This is a genomic window from Nocardia sp. NPDC057668, assembly GCF_042799795.1.
In the GTDB taxonomy this organism is placed as follows: Bacteria; Actinomycetota; Actinomycetes; order Mycobacteriales; family Mycobacteriaceae; genus Nocardia.
This window is the reverse complement of record NZ_JBHVIC010000007.1, coordinates 351376-369777: the sequence shown is the minus strand read 5'-3', so window position 1 is coordinate 369777 and position 18402 is coordinate 351376. Positions and strand designations below refer to the sequence as shown.

Here is an 18402-nt window from a genome sequence, read left to right as displayed (position 1 = left end):
TGCGGGCCGTCGAGCGGCGGCCCGGAAACGAGGGGAATCACCATGTCTCTGCACGTCGTCGCGGGTGCGGGCAGCACCGGCTCCCGCACCGCCCTGTTGCTCGCCGAGTCCGGGGAGCGGGTGCGACTGGTCAGCCGGCGCGGGCTCGGGCCCGCGCATCCGCTCATCGAGTTGGCGGCCGGGGACGCCTCGGACGCCGAGCGGCTCACCGAACTCGCCACGGGCGCAAGCGCTCTGATCAACACCGCCTGGCCCGCCTACAACCGGTGGCCGACGGACTTCCCGCCCATCGCCGCCGCGCTGCTGAGCGCGGCCGAACGCACCGGGGCGACGCTGGTGTCGCTGAGCAATATCTACGGCTACGGGCGGGCGGACGGGCCGCTCACCGAGGATCTGCCCATGGCGCCGATCTCGGTGAAAGGGGCTGTGCGCGCGCAGATCTGGCTGGACGCCCTGGCCGCGCACGCGGCGGGCCGGGCCCGGGTCGCCGAGGTGCGCGCCGCGGACTTCCTGGGCGGCGACGCCGGGTCGCTGTTCAATCTCCTGGTGACCACACCCGTGCTGGCCGGCGAACCCGCCGCGTACCCGGGTGATCTGGACGCACCGCACAGCTGGTCCTTCGTGGACGACGTGGCGCGCACCCTGGTCACCGTGGCCCGGGACGACCGCGCGCCGGGCCACGCCTGGCACGTGCCCTCGACCACGGTCTCGGTGCGGGAGCTGACCGCCCGGCTGGCCGCGCGAGCGGGGGCGCCGGAGCCGCGGCTGACCTCGATGTCGTTGGGGGACATCGCCTGGGCGGGCGCGCAGGACCCGATCGTGGCCGAGCTGATCGAGATGTCGTACACCATGACCCATCCCGAACTGCTCGATTCCACCCGCACCGAGCGCACCTTCGGCCTGTCCCCCACCCCGCTGGAGGACGTGCTGGCCGACACCGTTACGGGCAACCTGGCGGGCGCCGCGCGCGCGTAGCCGAACAGGGCGGGCCGGAGCCGGGCGCGAGGGATCACGCGGCCCGGCCGCCGGATCCCGAACGCGCTGCGGCGCGGCCGCGTTCGGCCGGGATCGCGCGCACCAGGGACAGCAGGTCGGCTTCCAGGAGCCGGGAGAGCCAGTAGCTCGCCGCGAAGGCCAGGACACCGCCCACGCTGAGCCAGCGGACGGTGTCGATCACCAGGGCCAGGTCGGCGCGGGAGACGAACGTCGCCGACGCGACGCCGAGCAGCGGAACGGACGCCGCGACACCGAGATACCAGTTGCTGCGCCGGGCCAGCCGCCGCATGCGATCGCGGTCGGCGGGGCCGACGGTGCCGTGGGAGAGCAGCGGCGGATACAGCGACCGCACCGAGTACACGGTGATCAGGAAGAACGGATAGGCCAGCGCCATGGCGGCGCAGACCAGCTGGCCGATCCAGATCTGCGCGAGTGCGTTGTCGGGCAATCGAACTCCGGCCAGCACCAGCGCGGTGGGCCAGCCGATGCCCGAGGCTATCCAGGCCCCCGCCGACACCCACACCGCGCGCTCACCGACCAGCAGGGTGTCGGCGCGGGCACGGGCGAGTTCGGCATCGGAGAACCGGTGCCCGCGCGCGAGCCGGTAGGTGACGGTCAGCGGCCGCCGGGCCAGCCAGAGCAGCAGCAGCCCGGCGAGCGGAAACGCGATGAGGTTGGCCACCAGCACCGTATGCGCGTAGGTCTGCTGCTCGGCGACGGTCAGGTGCTGCCCGATCAGGCTCCCACTGAGATTGATCTTGTACACGCTGGCGAGCAGATTGGGCAGCCCGAGGCACAGCGCGGCGATGGGCACCGCCCACCCCCGCGCCCGCGCCCGCCAGCTGCGCCGCGGCGGGTCGACCAGGTCCCGAGCCCGCGCGTCCAGGCACAGATCGAACTGCCCCGCCAGCTCGGCCCCGCTCGATCGCCGGTCAGCCGGTTCGGGTTCCAGACACTCGAGCAGCACCCGCCGCAGCGCATGCGGTGTGTCGGCGGGCAACGCCGCCAGCGCGGCCGCGGGCACCCCGGCCCGCCGCCGCTCGAGCATGTCCGCAACCGTCGACTGCCCGAAAGACTTTGTCGGCGTGACTGTTTCGGCGTGGCCGGGTGTCTCGCCGGGCTCGGAATCGCCGAACGGTGGTGCGCCGGTGAGCATCTCCCAGAGGAGGACGCCGAGGGAATAGATGTCGGCGCGGGTGTCGGGGAGGGGGGCCGCGGGGTCCAGGGCGGCGGCCAGGGACTCGGGGGCCCGCCAGCGGAGGTCCGCCACCTGGGCCGGGGTTGCCTGCGCCATGCCGGCCGACGCCGGATCCCAATAGCGCGGGCCCAGGGCGAAGTCCGCGAGCTTCGGCACGCCCTCGGCGGTGAAGAGCACGTTCGCGGGGCGAATGTCGTGGTGCAGCACGCCTTCCCGGTTGGCGTGGTCCAGGGCCGTCGCGAGCCTGCGGCCCACCCAGGCCACGGTTTCGGGCCAGCTCGCGGCCGCGAGCTCGGCGCGCACCCGCGAATCGACCGGCCGGATCTCGCCCCGGGTCTCCATGGCCGCGTCCACCGCGCGCAGCAGCACCGCGCCGCCGCCATCGCTACCCTGCTCGCGGCGCAGGCGCAGCACGCCCTCGGCGTTGCCGCCGGGCAGGTACTGCATGTACAGCAGCCGCAACGGTTTTCCGGCCGCGCCGGTGAGCAGCCGCTGATCGAAAACCCGCACGATGTAGTCGTGTTCGAGCTGGGCCACGGTGTGGGTGTCGCTGTCCGCGCCCGCGTCCACCCGGACCGCGACCAGGCGCTGCATGGAGCGCTGACGGGCCAGGAACATGCGGCTGTGCGCGTGCCCGCCGAGATCGGTCAGCAGATCGAAGTCGTCCAGGGTGCGGCCCACGGTGATGTCGGCGGGCAGATCCGCGGGCGGCGCGGCCGGAGTCCGCGCACCCGCGCGCAGGCGCTCGCGCAGCTCCCCCGCGACCTCCGGATAGTCGGCGGCGAAGACCTCCGGGTCCACCGGCCGGTAGCGGCCGCGGATCAGAAACTCCTCGTACACCAGCTCCGCGTACTCGGGACTGCCGGTGAGCTCGGGAAACTCGGTGCGGTACGCGAAGACTCGCTTCTCCAGACCCGCGCGCCGGCGGCGCTGGGAGATGTCGACCCGCACCAGTTCGACGAGCACGGCCAGCCGCGCGACGGCCGCGTCCGGCACGAACCGCGCCGGTGACGGGGGCTCCCGGCGCTGCCCGCGCAGTGTCGACTCCCACTCGGCGGCGAAGCGGGCCAGCGCCTGCGCCGCGTGCTCACTCACGATCGGCTGCCCGCTCGCTCCCGCGTGTCGTGGGACCGCACCGGCGTACCGACCCGTTCGAGGGCTCGCAAATCCGCTTCCAGGGCACGGAACATGATGTACACGACGACGAACGCCGCGATGCCGCCGACACTCAGCACCCGTACGGCGACGATCACCAGCGGGATGTCGTCCGGCGGCAGGAAGGTCACCCCCGCCACCGCCAGCAGCGGCACCGAGGCGGCCACCGCCAGATAGCTGGTGCATCGCCGGCCCAGCCGATGCAGCAACGCGACGTCGTCTGCGCTGACGCCCTCGCGCAGGAACATCGGATAGATGCAGCGCACCAGATAGAAGGTCACCAGGAAGAACGGATAGGCCACCGCCATGGCCCCGCACACCACCAGCGACACCAGGAAATGCACCATGCCGCGGGCCGGTATCTCCCCCGTCGCCAGCCGCAGCGCGATCGGGAAGGTGATGCCCGCCAGCACCCAGAGCGAGAACACCACGAAGGAAATGCGCTCCCCGCACAGCAATACGTCGGTGCGCGCGCGGCGCAGGGTCTCCGCGTCGTACTCGCGGCCCTTGCGCAGGCCGCGCGGCACCGAGATCACCAACCGGCACAGATAGATGATGATCGCGATGCCGATGGGATAGAACAGCGAGTTCACGGTGGCCGTGGTCAGGGTGAAACTGCGCTCGGCCTCGGCCGACAGCCTGCTCACGATCAGGGTGTCGTTGTGCAGGATGTTGTACACCGAGACCAGGATGTTGGGAATCGCCACCGCGAGGGTCACCAGGGGAACCAGCCAGGGCCGCAGCCGCATTCGCCAGCTGTTCGGCGGCGGGTCCACCAGGTCGCGGGCGCGTGGATCCAGGCACAGGGCGAACTGCTCGGCCAGCACCGCGCCGCTGCGCCAGCGCTGTTCGCGATCGGGGGCCAGGCAGGTCAGCAGCACCCGGCGCAGCGCGGCCGGGCAGTCCTGCGGAATCCGGTCCAGGGCCGGGCCCTCGACGCCGCCGCGCCTGCGCGCGAGCATGGCTTCCAGGGTGGTGCGGTCGCCGTGATCGCCGGGACCGGCGGTGGAGTCGTCGAACGGCTTTGCGCCGGTGAGCAATTCCCACAGCACCACGCCGAGGGAGAAGATGTCGGCGCGGGTGTCCAGGTCCGCGGCGGTGTGCGCGTGACCGGGATGGCAGGCCTCGAGCTGCTCGGGCGACATGTAGGACAGCGAGCCGCCGAAGTACGAGACCGGGCTGGCGTCCTCCAGATTCCGCGCGAAGCTGATGTTGAAGTCGGCCAGCTTGGGCACCGCCTCGGCGGTGAGCAGGATGTTGGCGGGCTTCACGTCGCGGTGCAGCACGCCGTGCCCGTCGGCGTAGTCCAGCGCCTCGGCCAGCCGGCGGCCCAGCCAGGCGACGGCTTCCGGCCAGCTCAGGCTCGCGATCTCGGCGCGCACGCTGGAATCGGTGGGCCGGATCTCACCCTTCTCCTCCATGGCCGCGTCCACGGCGTCCAGCAGCAGTTGCCCGCTGCGCTCGGCGACCGGGGTGGCGCGCACCCAGCGCAGTACGCCCAGCAGGGTGCCGCCGGGCAGGAACTGCATGTACAGCAGCCGCAGCCGCCGCCCGGACTCGAATCGGATCCCGGAGATCAGCCGCTGGTCGAAGACCCGCACGATGTAGTCGTGGTCGAGCTGGGCCAGGGTTTGCGGCTCGGTGCCGTGGTCGGCGGAGATCTTCACCGCCACCAGGCGCTGCAGCGACCGCTGGCGGGCCAGGAACACGCGGGCGAAGGCGCCGCTGCCCAGCCCCGTGAGCAGGTCGAAATCGTCTATGCTCTGGCCGATTTCGATGCGGTCGAGCAGATCGCTCATGGCGGGGGCGGCCAGCCCGCCGGTGGCGCGGGTCTCGGCCAGGACCTCGGCGGAGTCGGGAATCCGGGTGGAATCCTCGGCGGGCGGATCCTCGGCCCGGGTGGCGTCGTCGCCGGGCGCGTCCCCGGCCCGCGTGGCGTCACCGGGGCCCGAACCCGCCCGGGTGGACTCGTCCGGCCCGGAACCGGCGCGAGTGGCCTCATCCAGCGCTCCGAACCGCGTGGACTCGTCCAGCGACCGTGCCCGGGTGGGCTCACCCGGTCCCCCGGCCCGCGTGGCCTCTTCCGGCGCTCCGGTCCGGGCTGACGCGGCCGGTCGCGCCCCGCCGCGGGTGAGTTCGCCGAAGAAGTCCTCGGCGCGCGTGGGCTCCCCGAGGGGATCGCGGCCGCCGCGGGTCGCGTCGCCGAACAGCTCGCCGATCGGGATCGGGTCGCCGGACTCGTTCCCGGCGCGGGTCTGCTCGCCGGGCGGCAGGCCGCGGCTGGTGGGTTCACCCTCGTCCTGCGGCCCTGGGCCGAGCTGCGTGGGTTCGCCCTCGTCCTGAGGCCCCGGGCCCAGCTGGGTTGCCTCGCCCTCATCGTCCGGCGCCGGCCCGAGCCGGGTGGGTTCACCCTCATCGTCCGGCCCGGGACCGAGCTGGGTCGCTTCGCCGTCGTCTCCCGGCGGGGAGCCGAGCCGGGTGGGTTCACCCTCGTCCTGCGGCCTTGGACCGAGCTGCGTGGGTTCGCCCTCGTCCTGCGGCCCCGGGCCCAGCTGGGTTGCCTCGCCGTCGTCGTCCGGCGTCGGCCCGAGCCGGGTGGGTTCGCCCTCATCGTCGGGCCCGGGACCGAGCTGGGTCGCTTCGCCGTCGTCGATACCCGGCCGCGCGGCGTCGCCGAGCCCGGCGCCGGTGAACCGCTTCGGCGCGGGTCCGACACGCGTCGACTCACCGAGGTCGGCGGGCGGCTCCGGCGTGTCCCGGGTGGCCGTTTCCAGCAGTCCGGGCGCCCGGGTGCTCTGGTCCACGTCATCGGCGATGAGCAGTTCCCGCAGCTCCGCGGCCTGATCCGGATACTCGCGCAGGCACTCGCGGGGATCGACGCGCTCGCCGCTGTGCCGGCGGATCACGAACTCCTCGTAGACCAGCCCCGGCGGCAGATCCCGGGCGTCGAGCTCGGAAAATTCGGCGCAGTACTCGGTCAGGCGCTTGCGCAGACTGCCGGGCGGCAGGTGCGGCGCGGTGCGGCGCAGCCAGCGATGGCGCATGTCGACGCGGATCAGTTCGAGCAGGGCGTCCCGGCGCAGCGTGCTGGCGTCGGGCAGGAAGTCCGCGATGCTCGGCGGATCGGCTCCGGCGCCGGAGCCCCAGGCCGCGGTGAAGGCCGCGACCGCGCTGAATTCCGTTCCCGCCGAGTGCGGGCCGGAGTGGCGCTCGGAACCTGAAGCCATGTCCGCACCTATCTGGCTCGGCGCGGACATCCTCGAACGACGTCCGCACTGTCGAACTCTTGCTGTCGCGGATAATTTCCCGCCACACCCGACACCATCATCCCCGAGCAATTGCGGGAAATGATAACTTGCGCCTGCACAGCGGATCACCCGATTTCGACACGAGGCGACGGGGGAACACCAGCATGTACGACGAGGGCACCGCGCTAGCGGACCGCACGGCGGTGAACGGGGTACTGATGACCATGGACGACTCCACCGGCGCGAACATCGACCACGAGCCGCTCGACCGCACCGATGCCCATCCGGCGAGTTCCGCACCCGATTCCTCCCCCTTCCTCGATCCGCTACCGCCCGTGGACGCCACCACCGCGACCGGAATCGCCGCCGCCGTGCAGCAGGGTTCGGTCACCGCCGAGCAGATGGTGCGCGACGCCCTCGACCGGATTCACGCTCGCGACCGGAAAGTCAACGCGTTCAGCGTGGTTCGCACCGAGGCCGCGCTCGCCGAGGCCCGCGCGCTGGCCGACCGGCCGGACCTGGACATGCTGCCGCTGGCGGGGGTGCCGGTGGTGGTGAAGAACAACGTCGACGTCGCGGGCGAGGTCACCCGGGCCGGGTCGCTGGCGGGCGACGGCCTGCCCGCCGCCGGGGATCACCCGGTGGTGCGGCGCCTGCGCGCGGCGGGCGCGGTGGTCGTCGGGCTGACCAGCGTCCCGGAACTCGGGCTGTGGGGCGTCACCGATTCGACCGAGGGCATCACCCGCAGCCCCTGGAATCAGCGGTTCAGCGCGGGCGGCTCCTCGGGCGGTTCGGGGGCGGCGGTCGGCGCCGGCATGGTGACCCTCGCGCACGGCAACGACGGGCTCGGCTCGGTGCGCATTCCGGCGGCGTGCTGCGGCGTGGTCGGGCTCAAGCCCGGGCGCGGCCTGGTGCCCGCCGAGGTCGGGGTGGATTCCTGGGGCGGCATGACCGAAAACGGTGTGCTGGCAACGACTGTCGCCGACGCGGCGCTGATGCTGTCGGTGCTCGCCGATCGTGCGGCGCTGGCCGATCTGGAGCAGCCGCCGACCCTGCGCATCGGCCTGGCCACCGCCCCGCCGCTGGCCCTGGGCCGGGTGGATCGCGCCTGGACCACCGCGGCGGATCGGGCCGCCGCGGCCGCCGCGCGCGCCGGGCACACCATCGGCGTATCCGAACTCCCGTACCAGGGCGCGACTTTCGCGCTCATGCTGCGCTGGGTGGCCAACGCCGCACGCGAGGCCGCCGCGGTCCCCTACCCGGAGATGTTGCAACCGCGCACCCGCACCCACGTGGCCCTGGGCAAGCTGGCGCTGCGCAGCGGTCTGGTGCGGGCCGCGCAGGTCGATCGGATCGAGGCCCGCCTGCTCGACTACTTCGAGCGCTACGACGTGGTCGTCACCCCCACCCTGGCCACCGCGCCGCCGCGCGCGGGCCGCTGGCACCGCCGTCCCTGGCTCGCCAATGTGGTTGCGAACGTGAGCTATTCCCCGTTCACCCCGCTGTGGAACCTGGTCGGCTGGCCCGCCATCTCGGTGCCGACCGGGCTGCATCCGCGCACCGGCATGCCGCTGGCCGCCCAGCTCGCCGGTCCGCCCGGCAGCGAGTCGACCCTGCTCCGCCTGGCCGCCCAGATCGAGTCGACGCTCCCCTGGCGGCGCACCTGCCCCTGAGGCGGGCACACGAAAAAGGCAGTCCCCCACGGGGACTGCCTTTTCTGTCGGAACCACGATCGGCAGTGGCCTTGCCTCCGACTCGAGGCCACTACCGTGCGGGTGCTGCCTAGGCGGACTGACCCGACGTAGCGGGAACCCGGACCGCGAAACCGCCGTCGAGCACGCGGGCCGCGAACTCGAGGATGGTCGGGCGGTCGTCGTCCGCGCGCCAGGCGACGGCGAGTTCGCAGGGGGCCAGGCCGGCCACGGGGCGGGCGGTCAAGCCGGGCCAGCGGTACATCGGGACGTTGTTCTCGGCGAGCAGGCAGACACCCAGGCCGAGGGAGACCGCCTCGAGGCGCTCTTCCGCGGTGGCCGCTTCCGCGCCGATCTTGGCCTGGCGGCCGTTGCGGGCGTCGGCGCCGAGCCAGAAATCGCGGGCCGCACCGGCTTCGGCGGGCATGGCGATGAAGGGCTCGTCCACCAGATCCGCGAACTCGATGGTCTCCTGACCGGCGAGCGCGTGGTTCTCCGGCAGCAGCACCCAGCGCGGCTCGGTGCGCAGCACCTGCCACCGGTAGCGACCGGTGTCGGGTACGGGCAGCCACATGAGCGCCAGGTCCGCCTGGCGCCCGGCCAGGCCGCTGGACGGGTCGGTCCAGGACGCGGAGTGCAGGGCGAGCCGATGGCCGCTGGCGCTCTCCAGGTCGGTGATCAGGCCGCGTCCGATGGAGGACTGGATGCCGACGCGCAGCACCTCACCCGCCTCCTGGAGTGCGACGTTGGTGACTTCCCACAGCTCCAGAATGCGGCGTGCGCCTTCCAGGAGTTCCTTGCCCGCGACAGTGAGCGCGACGCTGCGCTGATTGCGGTCGAACAGGACCACGTCGAGCTGGCGTTCGAGCTGCCGAATCTGCCGGGACAGGGTCGGCTGTGCGATGTGCAGCCGCTGGGCGGCGTTGGTGAAGTGCAGTTCCTCAGCGACGGCGACGAAATACCGCAGGTCGCGCAAATGCGGGTCCATAGCCCCTTGCTATCAGAATCGGTCTTGAATTACCAGCCGTATCTGGTTCGAAAGTCGGAAATCGACTCAGAAAACAGCCATCAGGTTTGTTACAGAGAGCATAGGGGCAGGCCGTAACATTCCGGTAACCGGTGGGGCGAATTCCTGGCCATTCCCGCTCGTGGCGGAGGCGAGAATTCATGCAGGTATGTGACCAGCAGTAACACACACCACGCTACACACCCCCGCCGACCGGCGCGACTCGAGCGCGGCCGCCCAGCAACGCCCTCGGGTTAACCGGATCACAGCGCTCGGCCGCCGAACGTGAGTTTCGTCACAGGAAGGGCGAATCGGCCGCGGAATGACGCGCCGCACACCCCGAACCGACGACGCCGCCCGCCGGAAACGAGCGGCGGGCGGGTGCGGAAGATCGGACCGGGCGGGCGCCCGCCGGACTAGCCCCCGTAGACGTTCGGATGCAGGGTGCCGATGTACGGCAGATCGCGGTAGCGCTCGGCGTAATCCAGGCCGTAACCCACCACGAACTCGTTCGGGATGTCGAAGCCGACCGCCATGACATCCACCTGGGTGCGCAGCGCGTCCGGCTTGCGCAGCAGCGTGACCACCTCGAGCGAGGCGGGATTGCGGCTGGACAGGTTGCGCAGCAGCCACGACAGCGTCAGCCCGGAGTCGATGATGTCCTCGACGATCAGCACATTGCGGCCCGCGATGTCCTTGTCGAGATCCTTCATGATGCGCACGACACCCGAGGAGGAGGTCGAGGAGCCGTACGAGGAGACGGCCATGAACTCCATCTGGGTCGGCACGGTGAGCTTCTTGGCCAGATCGGTCATGAAGAAGATCGCGCCCTTGAGCACTCCCACCAGCAGCAGATCACCCTCGGGTGCGTCGGCGGGATAACGCTTGGCTACCAGAGCCGCGAGCTCGTCGACCTTCGCCGCGATCTCTTCTTCGCTGATCAGCACCGACGCGATGTCGTCCCCGTACACGTCCGCTGGTATCCCTTCACTGATGGTGTCGACCGCCGTCGGTGTCGACGCGGTCCCAGCCAAGTATGAGCGTGCCATGTTCACGCGCGGCAACCAACCTCGTCCCACTCGGTGAACCGCCGAGCGCCACCCCGCCCTGCCCGCGCCATCGCGTGACCAGCGCGTCGACCGCTCGTAAATTGCTGTCCGTCAATGATTTTGCGCCACCCTCGTGCAACCAGGCGCGAATGACGCGGCGGCGAATCGCGGCCGGCGCAGTGGCGAGCGTCTCGATCTCGAGCCCGCGCTCATTACGGGACGCGGTCAGCAAACTTTCAGCGAGCGCGTCCAGCACGTCGCCGTCCTCCCGCAGCTGCGCCGCGGTGCGGGCCAGCGCCGGGGCCACGCCCCCGTGCAGCACCTTTTCCAGCAGCGGCAGCACCTCGGTCCGCAGCCGCACCCGGGTGAACTCGGGCGCGAGATTGTGCGGGTCCTCCCACGGCGTGAGCCCGGCGTCCGCGCACAGCTGCCGCGTCACCGCCCGCCGCACCCCGAGCAGCGGCCGCCCCCACGGCTCGTCGAACTCGGCCATCCCCCGAATCGACCGCCCACCCGACCCCCGCGACAGCCCCAGCAACACCGTCTCGGCCTGATCGTCGAGGGTGTGCCCGAGCAACACCGGCAGCCCGTCGCGCGCCCGATCCAGTGCCTCGTACCGCGCCCGCCGCGCGGCCGCCTCCGGCCCGCCCGCCCGCCCGACCTCGACCCGCAACACCCGCGCCGACCGGCACCCCAGCGCCAGCGCGGCCGCCGCCGCGGCCTCGGCGACCTCCGCCGACCCGCCCTGCAACCCGTGATCGACCACGAGCGCGTCCACCCCCTCGGCTTCGACCACGGCTGCGGCGGTCAGCGCCAGCGAATCCGCACCCCCCGACAACCCCACGGCCACCGCCCTCCCGGCCGCGTACCGCCCAACCCACTCCCGCACCGCATGCCGCGCCGCCAACACGGCTCGCGTCTCAGGCAGTCGCCGACGGTCACTCACCCCCCGATCGTCGCACGCCCACCCACCACCCCCACCGGTACCGGGCCCACGAAGCCCGCCCCGTTGAATGCGCACGCACGCAACCCACCGACGCCTTCGGTCCGGCGCTCCAACGGGTTAGGCGACCCCGCCCGACGCGGTCGCAAACACGCTCGAACGAGCCGCACACCGCCGATGGGAATCTCGATCCGCGGACAGAAGCCTTACAGCGTTGCGCCGGGCGACAACCGATCTCGCACCGACCGGGGTAACGCCCCGGGTACGAACGAACCCGAGCACCGCGTGTCCACGAGCGGCCGAAGCACGGGCCGCACCACCCGAGCCAGGGGTCTTACGGCGTTGCGCCACGCGACAACCGATCTCGCACCGACCGAGGTAACGCCCCGGGTACGAACGAACCCGAGCACCGCGTATCCGCAAGCGGCCAAAGCACGGGCCGCACCACCTCAGTCAGGCCCGCAGGCTGGAGTCTTTCGGCGTTGCGCCAGGCGACAACTGATCTCGCACCGGTCGGGGTAACTCCCGGGGTACGAACGAACCCGACCACCACGTATCCGCAAGCGGCCGACGCAACGGTCGCACCGCCTAAGTCAGGCTTTAATTCCCGGAGAGGCGGTCCTAGCCGAGGACCCGGGTCACCCAGAGCTGGGGATCGCTGATTTCCGCTGGGCGGGGCAGGGTTTCGGCGTTGGTCCAGATCGTGTTGAAGTGGTCCATGCCCACGGTGTTCACCACCTCGTCCACGAACGCCTTGCCGCGCACGTACTGCGCGACCTTCGCGTCCATGCCGAGCAGCGCCCGCAGCAGGCGCTGCAGCGGGTTGCCGGGGCGCTGGCGGCGCTGATCGAAGGCCGAGCGGATCCGGGCCACCGAGGGCACCACGGCCGGGCCGACCGCGTCCATCACGTGATCGGCGTGGCCTTCGAGCAGGGTGCCGAGCATGAGCAGCCGGTCCAGCGCCTCGCGCTGGGGTTCGGCCTGGGTGGCGCGCAGCAGGCCGACTATGCCGCCCGCCGGATCCTGCTCACCGCGCCGGCGATCCTTCACCGCCTCCAGCAGCCGGCCGAGCATCTCCTGGAACGGCTCGTCACCGGCCTCGCCGAGCAGCTCCACATTGCGCTGCATGTACTCCGCCAGCCACGGCGCGGAGGAGAACTGCACCCGGTGCGTCACCTCGTGCAGGCAGACCCACAGCCGAAAGTCGCTGGGCGGCACCCCGAGTGCGCGCTCGACCGCCATGATGTTGGGCGCGACCAGCAGCAGGGTCCCGTCCGGCCCGCTGAACGGGTCGTACTGGCCCAGGATCGCGGTGGACAGGAACGCCAGCATGGCCCCGGCCTGCACGCCGCCGGGCTTGCCGGCGAACCGGCCCTGTTCGGCCGGATCGACCCCGGTCCCGGTGAGCTGGGCCATGGAATCGGCGGCCGCGGAGATCCAGCCCGGCCGGTCCACCACCCGTGCCGCCGGAATCGCGCCGTCGTCGATGAGCCCGCTCACCTCGCGCACCGGGCCCTCGGCCCGGATCGAGGCGGCGGACAGCTCGGCGACGGCCTGTTCGGCGGCGTGCCGCGTGGTGCGCGGGCCCGCGGGCACCAGCGCGGCGCCGGTGCGGGCGGCCAGCGCCCAGTCCACCGCGCCGGTCAGCGCCGAACGGGAGCGGGCGCCGGTCTCGACCAGCACGCCGTCCCGATGCTCACCGGCGGGCACGCCCGGGGCCGAACTGTCTCGAGATTCGGTCATATTCAATCCACCCGTCAGGAGCAGCCACAATTGCGCAGGACCGCGGTGAAGGCGTCCAGGGCCGGACGGCTCGCTGCGGGGAGCCGCTGGTTCGACATCAGCGCGAAGGTGAGTACGCGCCCGTCGTTATCGAGCACATACCCCACCAACGAGCTTGCCACGTCCAGAGTTCCGGTCTTGGCGCGAACCCAGCCGGCGGCCGCGCGATTGCGCTCGGTGTAGCGCTCGGCCAGGGTCCCGGTGGCGCCCGCGACCGGGAGATAGTCCAGCAGCGCGGCGAGCGGATCCGCGGCGCCGGCGTCCGCGCCCGAAGTGGCTTGCGCACCAGCGTTGTACGGCAGCGCTGCGACCGCGACCAGGCGATCGAGCAGGCGCGGCGGAATCAGATCGTCGACCGAGAGGCCGCTGGTGTCGAACAGCGCGAGGCCCGTGGTGTCGAATCCGGCGGCGCGCAACGTGGTCCCCATCGCGGTGACCGTGCCGTCGAAGGACAGCTCCGCGCCGGCCGCCGCCGCGATCTCGCGCCCGATGGTCTCGGCCAGCACGTCGTCGGAATGAACCATCATGTCGCGCAGCCGATCCCGCAGCGGCGCGGAGTGCACCGCGGCGACCTCCACCGCGCCCGGGGAAGCGGTGCCGATCCGGGTCTTGTCCGGGTCGACGCCCAGCTCCCGCGCCAGCCGCCGCCCGGCGTCCAGCGCGGGGGTGGTGGTGCGCGGGGAGTACTCGACCATCGGATCGAGCCGCCCGCCGTCGATCATCACCGATTCGATGGGCGCGATGGACCCGCCGCCGATATCGACCGGATCCCAGCCCTTGGCCAGGGTCGGCCCCGCGTACGCGGAGGTGTCCACCACGATGGTGTCGAACTTGCGGCCCGACTTCTTGATCTGCTGGACCAGGTCCGCGATCCGGGGACCGTTCTCGTAATACCCCTTGCCATCGGGCTGCGCGGTGAGCGTGGGATCGCCGCCGCCGACCAGCACCAGCTCGTTGCCCACCGTCCCGGCCACCACCCGGGTGGTCACCCGGTGATCCGGCGGCAGCGCCAGCAGCGCGGCGGCGCTCAGCAGAACCTTGGCGTTGGACGCCGGAATCATCGGCTTGTCGGGATCCATTGTCCAGAGCACGTTTCCGGTCTCGGCGTCGGTCACCGACGCCGCGAAGACACCCAGATCCGGCGTGGTCGACACCTGCGCCAGCGCGGCCGCCAGCCCGGCGGCCGAGGGCGCGGGCGCGGTCGCGGGCGCCGGGCTCACCTGCGGCATCGGTCGCACCGCCGCCGGCGCCGCGGCGATCGTCAAGCCACCGTGGCGGAACTCCTCGGTCCACGGCTGCACCGTCAGCACCACGGCCGTACCCGCCGCCAGCACGACGACCAGCACCGATGACACCACGATCCAGGTTTTGCGACGCCGCTTGGCTTCCAGCCCACCCATGTTCTGCTTGTTCCGAGCCACCTGCCGCCGTCTCCCTGATGTCTGCCACGGGCGTCGATGTCCGCCTCGGGCGTCCCTGCCGAACCCACGCACCCGGGTCCCACACTATCCTCGTTGCGCAGTCGTTCCCCCGAACGAGCTGGCGAGTCGGCAGCCCTACCGCCCACCGAAAAAGGAGATGACGTGGAGTTCGACGTCACCATCGAGATCCCCCGGGGTCAGCGCAACAAATACGAGGTTGATCACGAGACCGGACGCGTGCGGCTGGACCGCTACCTGTACACCCCGATGATGTACCCGGCCGACTACGGCTACATCGAGAACACCCTCGGCGGCGACGGCGATCCCCTCGATTGCATGGTGCTGCTGCCCGAGCCGGTCTTCCCGGGCGTGATCGTGGAGGCCCGTCCCGTCGGCGTGCTCATCATGAGCGACGAGGCCGGCACCGACGAGAAGCTCGTCGCGGTGCCCGCCGGCGACAAGCGCTGGAACCACATCCAGGACGTCGAGGACATCCCGGAGTTCCAGCGCAAGGAGATCTCGCACTTCTTCGAGCGCTACAAGGACCTCGAGCCCGGCAAGTGGGTCAAGGTCGAGGGCTGGGAAGGCCGCGAGAAGGCGGAGAAGCTGGTCACCGAGGCGTACGCGCGCCTGCAGGAGCAGGGCCACTGAGCACGCGCTGACACGACGAAGGGTGGCACGGAATTCCGTGCCACCCTTTCGTTTTCACGGCTACGAGAGTCGTTACTTCCCCTGGAAGCGCGGCGCGCGCTTCTCGAACACGGACTGAATCGCCTCGGTCAGATCCTCCGAGGGCAGGAACGCCGAGTTCCACGCCGACACGTAGCGCAGCCCGTCCGCGACCTTGCCCGCCTTGGGCTGCTCGAGCACGTCCTTGATGCCCTGCACCACCAGCGGCGGGTTGTCCGCGATCTCGCGGGCCATGACGTGCGCGGCCGCCAGCATGGCGTCCTGATCCTCGAACACGTCGTTGACCAGGCCGATCTTCTCCGCACGCGCGGCGTCGATGTCCTTGGCGGTGTACGCGAGCTCGCGCAGATGCCCCTCGCCGATGATGCCGGGCAGCCGATGCAGCGACCCGATGTCCGCCACGATGGCGACCTTGGCCTCGCGCAGGCTGAACTTGGCGTCGGCGCTGGCCAGCCGGATGTCGGCGGCCGCGATCAGGTCCAGGCCGCCGCCGATGCACCAGCCTTGCACGGCCGCGATCACCGGCTTGGTGCAGGCAGCCACCGCGGTGACCGAATCCTGCATGCTGCGCACCTGCTTGAGGAAGTCGGTGCGCGGCCCGGCCAGCGCGCCGCCGAGCAGCGGCCCGAAGACCGGCGCCATGGCGGGCAGGTCCAGCCCGTAGGAGAAATGCTTACCCGAACCGGCGAGCACGACGGCCCGCACCTCGGGGTCGGCGTCGAGTTCGCCGAAGATGAGCGGCAGCTCACGCCAGAAGTCCGGGCCCATGGCATTGCCCTTGCCGGGGCCGGTCAGCGTCACCGTCGCGACGTGGTCCTTGCTCTCGACCTCGAAAGCCTTCCAATCGGTCATCGGTCCAGCGTATCGGGGGTGCGGGCGGTCCGGGCGGGCGGTGTAAACCCTGTGCTAAATCTGCTGCGCCGCACTGGTTTCCGGCGGGTCGCGGGATCGAGGATTGACGGACCCTCCGAAAACCCGCCTCTACCTGTGGAGACCTTGATGTTGATGCATCACGGAATCGGCCTCGACCACTTCAATTCACTCCCCCGCCGCCGTGCGATCCACGCCCTCTACGAATGCTGCTGCAGCGTCACCTGGGCCGAGAAGATCGCCGACGGCAGACCCTATCCGGGCTACGAAGCCCTCCACACCGCCGCCGACGCCGAACTGCACGCCCTGTCCGCCGCCGGCCTGGCCGAAGCCTTCGATTCCTGTGCGCACGAATCCGTTTCGGAACGCTCCGTGATCGAGCTGGCCCGCATCACCCGTGCGCGCCTCACCCGCATGCTCGGACCGGAAGAGGGATATCCCGAATACTGAACCCCGGCACATCCACCGCAATCGCTCTACCCTTGTCCCATGCGCAGGTCCTTACCACCGGTCGCTGCCAGAGTCTCCGACACACTCATCGCCCGCGGGCATCACGGGGTGATCCTCACCCAGCCCCGTCCCGCACACACCGCGCAGGACGCCGCCCAGGCACTGGGGGTCGATCTGGGAGCGATCACCACATCCCTGGTCTTCCTGCTGGACGACGATCCGGTGCTGCTCCTGGTCTCGGGCGCGCACCAGGTGAATCTGGAAACGACCGGCCGAAGATTGGACGGGACGCTCTGCCGCGCCCCCGTCGCCATGGTCCGGCGGTTGACCGGGCAACCGGACGGCGGGATCGCGCCGGTCGGGCATCCGCTCAATCTGCCGACCTTCATCGATACCGCGCTGGCCGCCCACGGGGAGCTGTGGGCAGCCGGCGGGCATCCGAACACGGTCTTCCGCACCACCTTCGGCGAACTGGTGCGCATCACCGCCGGGCTGGCCATCGACGTGGACTGAAAGGGCGTAGGTTCGGAGCGTGACCGATTCTCCGACGCCCGGCGCCGAGCTCCATGTGCCCGACGACCTGAGCGGCATCACCGCCCAGCAGTACCGAGCCGCCATGCGGCACTATCCGGCGGGCGTCACCATCGTCACGCTGAACTCCGAGAACGGGCCGGTCGGTTTCACCGCGACCTCGTTCGCCTCGCTCTCCGCCCAGCCACCGCTCATCTCGTTCAACATCGCGGCCACCTCGTCGAGCATCGCCGCCATGACCAAGGCCGAATCCTTCGTCGTGCACTTCCTCGGCGAGCATCAGAAACACCTCGCGCAGCGCTTCAGCCGGTCCGCCGACGACCGGTTCACCGACCGTTCCCTATGGACGTCACTGGAGACGAGCGAACCGGTGCTGCACGGCACCCCGATCTGGGTGCGCGCGAACGTGCACCAGCTGATTCCGATCGGGGATCACACCCTCGTCATCGGACTCGTCACGCGGGTGCACGACAACACCGAGGACGCGCCCGCGGTCGGGCCGCTGGTGTACTACGACGGGGCATATCACCGTGCGGAGATCGCGGACTGATTTCGAGCCGCGCCGTGGCGGGTCGCCGCCACGCCGGTGCGCTGAACCGCCGCCACCGTGCGGGTGCACCGGGTCGCGAGGCCGTTCGGGTGCCCTAGGTCGCCGAGGCCGCGGTGCCCACGCCCAGGGCCGCGAGAATTCCCGCGCTCAACTGCTCCAGCCGGTCCCGCACCCGCGGTCGCTTCAGCAGTTCCACCGCCCGCGCGGCCGCCATGGCCAGCAGCACCATTTCGATTGCGGCGATGACGGATTCGATGGCGCCCAGGGCCAGGGTGTTCGCGAACGTCACCTCGGTGAGGAACTGCGGCAGCACCGCGAGATAGAAAAGCCCGACCTTCGGGTTCAGCACGCAGGACAGCAAACCGGCGGCGAATGCCGAGCGAATCGACGCCGCACGGCCCTGCGGGGCGGCCTGCGCGAGTTCGGACTCCGCCTCCCGCCGGGCCCGCCTGTGCGCGAGCAGCGCCCGAACGCCCAAGTACACCAGGTAGATTCCGCCGATCACCTTCAGCGCGCGATACGCGGTGGCCGACTGTTCCAGCAGCGCCGCGACGCCCGCAGCCACCACCAGCGCCCAGACTATGCCGCCCGCCGCCGAACCCGCCGCGGCCGCGATCGCCGGGCGCGGCCCGGCCATGGCGTAGCGCAGCACCAGGAAGGTGTCCGGACCGGGGGTCAGGGCCAGCAGCACGCACAACCCGATAAAGCTCAGCAGCAGAGCGGGACTCACTCACCCATGGCAGCGCATCACCGGGGTGAATGCAAGGGAATACCGCCATGGGTGAGCTCGGCGCGGGCCGCCGTCCGCCCTGATGAAACGGG

General features: G+C 71.2%; 15 protein-coding genes. 6 read left to right on the top strand and 9 right to left on the bottom strand.

Features of this window, described 5'->3' with window-relative positions; genetic code table 11:
- Positions 1 to 42: 42 nt before the first annotated feature.
- Complete coding sequence (locus tag ACFVBH_RS34980; RefSeq protein WP_379008370.1) at positions 43 to 975, top strand: NAD-dependent epimerase/dehydratase family protein; 933 nt, start codon at positions 43 to 45, stop codon at positions 973 to 975.
- A 34-nt stretch (positions 976 to 1009) separates the two neighbouring features.
- Here ACFVBH_RS34980 and ACFVBH_RS34975 read toward each other — a convergent pair whose 3' ends face one another.
- Together ACFVBH_RS34975 and ACFVBH_RS34970 are read right to left on the bottom strand one after the other, a co-directional pair.
- Entirely contained in the window at positions 1010 to 3289 is a 2280-nt protein-coding gene (locus ACFVBH_RS34975; RefSeq protein WP_379008367.1) for a protein kinase, read from the bottom strand.
- Complete coding sequence (locus ACFVBH_RS34970; protein ID WP_379008757.1) at positions 3286 to 5382, bottom strand: serine/threonine-protein kinase; 2097 nt, start codon at positions 5380 to 5382, stop codon at positions 3286 to 3288. Before ACFVBH_RS34970 ends, ACFVBH_RS34975 begins: the two co-directional genes overlap by 4 nt.
- 1379 nt (positions 5383 to 6761) lie before the next feature.
- Here ACFVBH_RS34970 and ACFVBH_RS34965 point away from each other — a divergent pair.
- A complete protein-coding gene (locus tag ACFVBH_RS34965; protein WP_379008364.1) occupies positions 6762 to 8270 on the top strand; it encodes an amidase in 1509 nt (502 codons plus the stop codon).
- Positions 8271 to 8379: 109 nt separating this feature from the next.
- On the opposite strand, the gene ACFVBH_RS34960 is transcribed toward ACFVBH_RS34965, so the two are convergent.
- From ACFVBH_RS34960 to dacB, 5 genes are all read right to left on the bottom strand, one after another.
- Positions 8380 to 9276 (bottom strand): LysR substrate-binding domain-containing protein, encoded by an 897-nt coding sequence (locus tag ACFVBH_RS34960; RefSeq protein WP_354988261.1) that lies wholly within the window; start codon positions 9274 to 9276, stop codon positions 8380 to 8382.
- Between the two features lie 434 nt (positions 9277 to 9710).
- Complete coding sequence (hpt, locus tag ACFVBH_RS34955) at positions 9711 to 10265, bottom strand: hypoxanthine phosphoribosyltransferase (protein WP_354988262.1); 555 nt, start codon at positions 10263 to 10265, stop codon at positions 9711 to 9713.
- A gap of 16 nt (positions 10266 to 10281) precedes the next feature.
- Positions 10282 to 11289, bottom strand: coding sequence for a tRNA lysidine(34) synthetase TilS (tilS, locus tag ACFVBH_RS34950; RefSeq protein WP_379008359.1), 1008 nt, complete (start codon positions 11287 to 11289; stop codon positions 10282 to 10284).
- A gap of 618 nt (positions 11290 to 11907) precedes the next feature.
- Complete coding sequence (locus tag ACFVBH_RS34945) at positions 11908 to 13029, bottom strand: zinc-dependent metalloprotease (RefSeq protein ID WP_379008356.1); 1122 nt, start codon at positions 13027 to 13029, stop codon at positions 11908 to 11910.
- A 14-nt stretch (positions 13030 to 13043) separates the two neighbouring features.
- Positions 13044 to 14468: a D-alanyl-D-alanine carboxypeptidase/D-alanyl-D-alanine-endopeptidase gene (dacB, locus tag ACFVBH_RS34940; RefSeq protein WP_379008755.1), complete on the bottom strand. Its 1425-nt coding sequence runs from the start codon at positions 14466 to 14468 to the stop codon at positions 13044 to 13046.
- 183 nt (positions 14469 to 14651) lie between these two features.
- Between dacB and ppa the strand changes: the two genes are divergently transcribed.
- Positions 14652 to 15140 (top strand): inorganic diphosphatase, encoded by a 489-nt coding sequence (ppa, locus tag ACFVBH_RS34935; protein WP_354991491.1) that lies wholly within the window; start codon positions 14652 to 14654, stop codon positions 15138 to 15140.
- Between the two features lie 72 nt (positions 15141 to 15212).
- Here ppa and ACFVBH_RS34930 read toward each other — a convergent pair whose 3' ends face one another.
- Positions 15213 to 16031: a crotonase/enoyl-CoA hydratase family protein gene (locus ACFVBH_RS34930; protein WP_379008352.1), complete on the bottom strand. Its 819-nt coding sequence runs from the start codon at positions 16029 to 16031 to the stop codon at positions 15213 to 15215.
- Between the two features lie 147 nt (positions 16032 to 16178).
- On the opposite strand from ACFVBH_RS34930, the gene ACFVBH_RS34925 reads away from it, so the two are divergent.
- From ACFVBH_RS34925 to ACFVBH_RS34915, 3 genes are all read left to right on the top strand, one after another.
- Positions 16179 to 16499, top strand: coding sequence for a 2-oxo-4-hydroxy-4-carboxy-5-ureidoimidazoline decarboxylase (locus ACFVBH_RS34925; RefSeq protein ID WP_379008350.1), 321 nt, complete (start codon positions 16179 to 16181; stop codon positions 16497 to 16499).
- A gap of 39 nt (positions 16500 to 16538) precedes the next feature.
- The gene (locus ACFVBH_RS34920) at positions 16539 to 17012 is read left to right on the top strand and encodes a YbaK/EbsC family protein (protein WP_354991488.1); all 474 of its coding nucleotides are present in this window, start codon (positions 16539 to 16541) and stop codon (positions 17010 to 17012) included.
- Between the two features lie 103 nt (positions 17013 to 17115).
- A complete protein-coding gene (locus ACFVBH_RS34915) occupies positions 17116 to 17580 on the top strand; it encodes a flavin reductase family protein (protein WP_379008752.1) in 465 nt (154 codons plus the stop codon).
- 94 nt (positions 17581 to 17674) lie between these two features.
- On the opposite strand, the gene ACFVBH_RS34910 is transcribed toward ACFVBH_RS34915, so the two are convergent.
- Entirely contained in the window at positions 17675 to 18310 is a 636-nt protein-coding gene (locus ACFVBH_RS34910) for a LysE family translocator (protein ID WP_354991486.1), read from the bottom strand.
- Positions 18311 to 18402: the final 92 nt, after the last annotated feature.

Bases quoted from the DNA above. Each gene is read 5' to 3' on its own strand.
- ACFVBH_RS34980 (WP_379008370.1), top strand. From the start codon at position 43: ATGTCTCTGCACGTCGTCGCGGGTGCGGGCAGCACCGGCTCCCGCACC.
- ACFVBH_RS34965 (WP_379008364.1), top strand. From the start codon at position 6,762: ATGTACGACGAGGGCACCGCGCTAGCGGACCGCACGGCGGTGAACGGG.
- ACFVBH_RS34960 (WP_354988261.1), bottom strand. From the start codon at position 9,276: ATGGACCCGCATTTGCGCGACCTGCGGTATTTCGTCGCCGTCGCTGAG.
- ACFVBH_RS34945 (WP_379008356.1), bottom strand. From the start codon at position 13,029: ATGACCGAATCTCGAGACAGTTCGGCCCCGGGCGTGCCCGCCGGTGAG.
- dacB (WP_379008755.1), bottom strand. From the start codon at position 14,468: ATGGGTGGGCTGGAAGCCAAGCGGCGTCGCAAAACCTGGATCGTGGTG.
- ACFVBH_RS34930 (WP_379008352.1), bottom strand. From the start codon at position 16,031: ATGACCGATTGGAAGGCTTTCGAGGTCGAGAGCAAGGACCACGTCGCG.
- ACFVBH_RS34925 (WP_379008350.1), top strand. From the start codon at position 16,179: ATGTTGATGCATCACGGAATCGGCCTCGACCACTTCAATTCACTCCCC.
- ACFVBH_RS34920 (WP_354991488.1), top strand. From the start codon at position 16,539: ATGCGCAGGTCCTTACCACCGGTCGCTGCCAGAGTCTCCGACACACTC.
- ACFVBH_RS34915 (WP_379008752.1), top strand. From the start codon at position 17,116: ATGCGGCACTATCCGGCGGGCGTCACCATCGTCACGCTGAACTCCGAG.